This window comes from Streptomyces sp. adm13(2018) (assembly GCF_008042145.1).
Lineage (GTDB): Bacteria > Actinomycetota > Actinomycetes > Streptomycetales > Streptomycetaceae > Streptomyces.
Genome location: NZ_RDBH01000240.1, coordinates 1 through 4,642 on the forward strand (window position 1 = coordinate 1; position 4,642 = coordinate 4,642).

The 4,642-nt window shown below is 76.0% G+C and carries 1 protein-coding gene; it reads left to right on the forward strand.

All coding sequences use genetic code 11. The annotated features are described in order from the left end of the window. A partial coding sequence (locus EAO70_RS36065; protein WP_148007009.1) for a non-ribosomal peptide synthetase occupies window positions 1-4,642 on the forward strand: 4,642 nt, incomplete at both ends.

The window sequence follows — 4,642 nt, forward strand, 5'->3', positions numbered from 1 at the left end:
CCCGTACGGTCGCCACGGCACGCGCGACACCCGGCGCGCCCGTCAGGGCGGCCTCCACCTCGCCGAGTTCGATGCGGAAGCCGCGCAGCTTCACCTGGCCGTCGGCGCCGACGACAACTTCTTCGCCCTGGGCGGCGACAGCATCAACGCCATCCAGGTCGCCGGCCGCGCCCGCCAGGCCGGCCTCGTCCTCACCCCGCGGGACATCTTCCGGCACCAGACCGTCGCGGAGCTGGCGGCCGCGATCCGTCCCTCCGCCGCGGAAGCCGCGCCCGTCGCCGACGACGGCGTCGGCCCCGTCCCCGGCACCCCGGTCGTCCGCTGGCTCCACCAGCTCGGCGGCCCGTTCCAGGGCCTCAACCAGTCCGTGGTGCTCCGGGTTCCCGGCGGCCTCGGCCAGGACGAACTGACCCGGGCCGTCCAGGCCGTCGTCGACCACCACGACGTGCTGCGCGCCCGGCTCACCGGCGCCGCGCTCGGCCTGCCGTGGAACCTGGAGACCACCCCGCGCGGCACCGTCGACGCCCGGACCTGCATCACCCGCGTCGACGTCCGGGACACGGCGGCCGACGCCGCCGACCTCGCCGCTGCGGTCTCCGCGCACGGCGAGGAGGCCCGGCGCCGGCTCGACCCGGAGAACGGCGTCCTGCTCCAGGTCGTCTGGTTCGACGCCGGCCCGGACGAGCAGGGCCTCCTCCTCGTCCTCCTCCACCACCTCGTCGTCGACGGCGTGTCCTGGCGGATCCTGCTGCCCGACCTCGCCGACGCCTGGCAGGCCGCCCGCGCGGGCCGCGAACCCCGGCCCGCGCCGGTCGGCACCACCTTCCGCCGCTGGGCGCAGGCCCTCGTCATGGAGGCGCAGAACCCGGCCCGCGTCGCCGAACTCCCGCTCTGGCGACAGCAGACGCAGGGCGACGACCCGCTCCTCGGCGCCCGCCGCCTCGACCCCGCCGTCGACACCCGGGAGACCGCCGAGCACCTGATGGCAGCCCTGCCCGCGGACCTGACGACGGCGCTGCTCACCGACGTGCCCGCCCGGTTCCGCACCAGGATCAACGACGTGCTGCTCACCGGCCTGACCCTCGCCGTCGCCCGCTGGCGCCGCCGCTGGACCCAGGACCCGTCCCACGCGGTCCTCGTCGACATGGAGGGACACGGCCGCGAGGAGCTCGACGAGACCCTCGACCTCTCCCGCACGGTCGGCTGGTTCACCAGCCGCTTCCCCGTGCGGCTCGACCCCGGCCCCGTCGACCTGGACGACGCGCTGGACGGTGGCGCGGCGACCGTCGCCGCCCTCGGACAGATCAAGGAGCAACTGCGCGCCCTCCCCGACAACGGACTCGGCTACGGCCTGCTCCGCCACCTCAACGCGGACACCGCGCCCGCCMKGGCGGGCGCCGCCACCCCGCAGATCGGCTTCAACTACCTCGGCCGGGTCGGCAACGGTGCCGACACCCTCGGCGAGGCGGGCCCCGCCGGCTGGTCCAGCGCGTCCGACCTGCGCATCCCGCTGCTCCCCGCCGACCCGGGCATGCCGTTCGGCCACGCGGTCGAGATCAACGCGGTCACCCGGGACGGCGACGACGGGCCGCGGCTCCACGTCACGTACTCCTGGCCCGCCGGTCTCTTCGACCGCGCCGAGATGGCGGAGCTCGCCGAGCTGTGGTTCACCGCCCTGCGCGCCCTCGCCGACCCCGGCCAGTCCGAGCGCGGCGACGCGTTCACCCCCGGCGACCTGCCGACGTCCGGGCTGACCCAGCCCGAGATCGACGGCTTCGCCGCCGCCCCCGGCGGTCTGGAGGACGCCTTCGCGCTCACCCCGCTCCAGGAGGGCCTGTTCTTCCACGCACTCCAGGCGGACGACAGCGGCACCGACGTCTACACCGTCCAGCTCGTCCTCGACCTGGAAGGCCCGCTGGACCCGACGGCCCTGCGCGCCGCCGGACAGACCGTCCTCGACCGGCACCCCAACCTGCGGGCGGGCTTCCACCACCGCGCGGACGGCGCGGCCGTCCAGGTCGTGCCGCGCGCCGCGGCCCTGCCCTGGACCGAGACGGACCTCGGCGCGCTGCCCGACGACGCCGCGCAGAGCGCACTCGTCGCGCTCACCGAGGCCGCCCGTGCCCACCGGTTCGACCTGAGCCGACCGCCCCTGGTCCGCTTCCTGCTGATCCGCCTCGGCGACGAGCGCCACCGGCTGGTCATCACCAAGCACCACATCCTGCTCGACGGCTGGTCCATGCCGCTGTTCCTGCGCGAGCTGGTCACCCTGTACGAGAGCGGCGGCGACGCGGCCACCCTGCCTGCCCCCGCCCCGTTCCGCGCGTACGTCGACTGGCTCGCCGCGCAGGACCGCACGGTCAGCGAGCGGGCCTGGCGCGACACCCTCGCCGGGGTCGAGGAGCCCACCCTGCTCGCCCCCGGCCGGGGACCGGCCGGGGCCGCGCTGCCCGAGCAGCTCGTGCACGACCTGTCCCCGGAGCTCACCGCCACCCTCCAGGGGCACGCGGCCCGGGCCGGCGTCACCATGAACACCGTGGTCCAGACGGCCTGGGCGCTCGTCCTCGGCCGTCACCTCGGCCGCGACGACGTCCTGTTCGGCACCACCGTCTCCGGCCGGCCGCCGGAGCTCCCCGGAGCCGAGAACATGATCGGCCTGTTCATCAACACCCTGCCGGTACGGGTCCGCTTCGACCGCTCCGAACGCTGGAGCGCCGCCCTGGCCCGCGTCCAGGACGAACAGACCGCCCTGCGCACCCACCAGTACCTCGGCCTCGCCGACGTGCACCGGATCGCGGGCATCCGGCCGCTGTTCGACACCGCCCTCGTCTACGAGAACTACCCGCTGCCCGAGGACACCGAGCGCTCCCCGTCCCGGCTCCGCGCCACCGCGGTGCAGGGCCGCGACGCCGCCCACTACCCGCTGCTGCTCGTCGCGTCGCTGCGCTCGCAGGGCCTGCGGTTCCGTCTCGACCACCGGCCCGACGTGCTGGGGGAGGCGACCGCCCCCGCCCTGCTGGAGCGGCTGACCCGCGTCCTGGAGTCGGTGGCCGCCGATCCCGAGCAGCCGGTGGGACGCGTTTCGGGACTCTCCCGGGAGGAGCGGCGCGCGCTCGCCGACGGCGGCACGCGGACCCCGCTCGCGGCCGGCGCCCACGGCGACCCCGACGACACGATCCACGGCCGGGTCGCCGCCCTCGCCGCCCGCACCCCGGACGCCACCGCGGTCTCCCGGGGGGACGAGCGGCTCACGTGGCGGGAGCTGGACGAGCGGGCCAACCGGCTGGCACGGCTGCTGCGCGAGCTGGGCACCGGCCCGGAGGACCGGGTCGGCATCCTGCTCGACCGGTCGCCGCTGCTGGTCGTCGCCTTCCTCGCCGTCCTCAAGGCAGGCGCGGTCTGCGTCCCGCTGGCGCCCGCCCACCCCGCGCAGCGGCAGCGGACCGTACTGGAACGCGCCGGCGCGCGCCTGCTGCTGACCGACGCGGCCCGCGCCACCGAACGGGCCGACGCGCCCGACGACGGGGTGACGGCCGTCGCCGTCGACACCGACCCGCGTCCGGCCCGCCAGGACCCCACGGACCCGGGCGTGACCGTCGAGCCGGAGCGGCTGGCGTACGTCATGTTCACCTCCGGCTCCACCGGCGTCCCCAAGGGCGTGGCGGTCACCCACCGCGACGTCGTCGAGCTCGCCGACGAGCCCTGCTGGGCCCCGGGTGCCCGGGAGCGGATGCTGTTCCACTCGTCGCACGCCTGGGACGCCGCCCTGCTGGAGCTGTGGGGGCCGCTGCTGAACCACGGCACGGTCGTCGTCGCCCCGCCCGGCGAGACCGACCTGAAGGAGCTGGCTCGGCTCCTGGTCGACGAGCGCGTCACCGGACTCTGGCTGACGGCCGGCCTGTTCCGCTGGCTGGCCGAGGAGGAGCCGGACTGCTTCGCCGGCGTCCGCGAGGTGCGCACCGGCGGTGACGTCGTCCCCGCCGACGCCGTCCGCAAGGTCCTCGCCGCCTGCCCCGGCACCGTCGTCAGCAACGGCTACGGGCCCACCGAGACCACCGTGTTCGCCACCCACCACATCATGCGGGCGGGCGGCCCGGTCCCGGACAACGTGCCGATCGGCGTCCCGCTGGACGGGATGTCCGCCTACGTGCTCTCCCCGGAACTGCAGCCGGTGCCCGCCGGGGCCGTCGGCGAGCTGTACCTTGCCGGCTCCGGGCTCGCCCGCGGCTACGAGAACGACCCCGCGCTCAGCGCCCGTTCCTTCGTCGCCGACCCGTTCGGGAGCCCGGGGACGAGGATGTACCGTTCCGGAGACCTGGCCCGCCGTCGCCCGGACGGCACCCTGGAGTTCGTCGGCCGGGCCGACGACCAGGTGAAGCTGCGCGGATTCCGGATCGAACTCAGCGAGGTCGACGGCGCCCTCGCAGCCCTGCCCGGCGTGGCCCACGCGGTCTCCCTGGTCCGTGAGGACCGGCCCGGCGACAAGCGCCTCGTCGCCTACGTCGTGCCCGCGCCCGACGGACCCGCCCCGGACCCCGCGGAGCTGCGCGCCCGGCTGGCCGAGACGCTGCCGGACTACCTCGTCCCGGCCCGGATCGTCCCGCTCGACGTCCTGCCCCTGACCGCGAACGGCAAGCTGGAC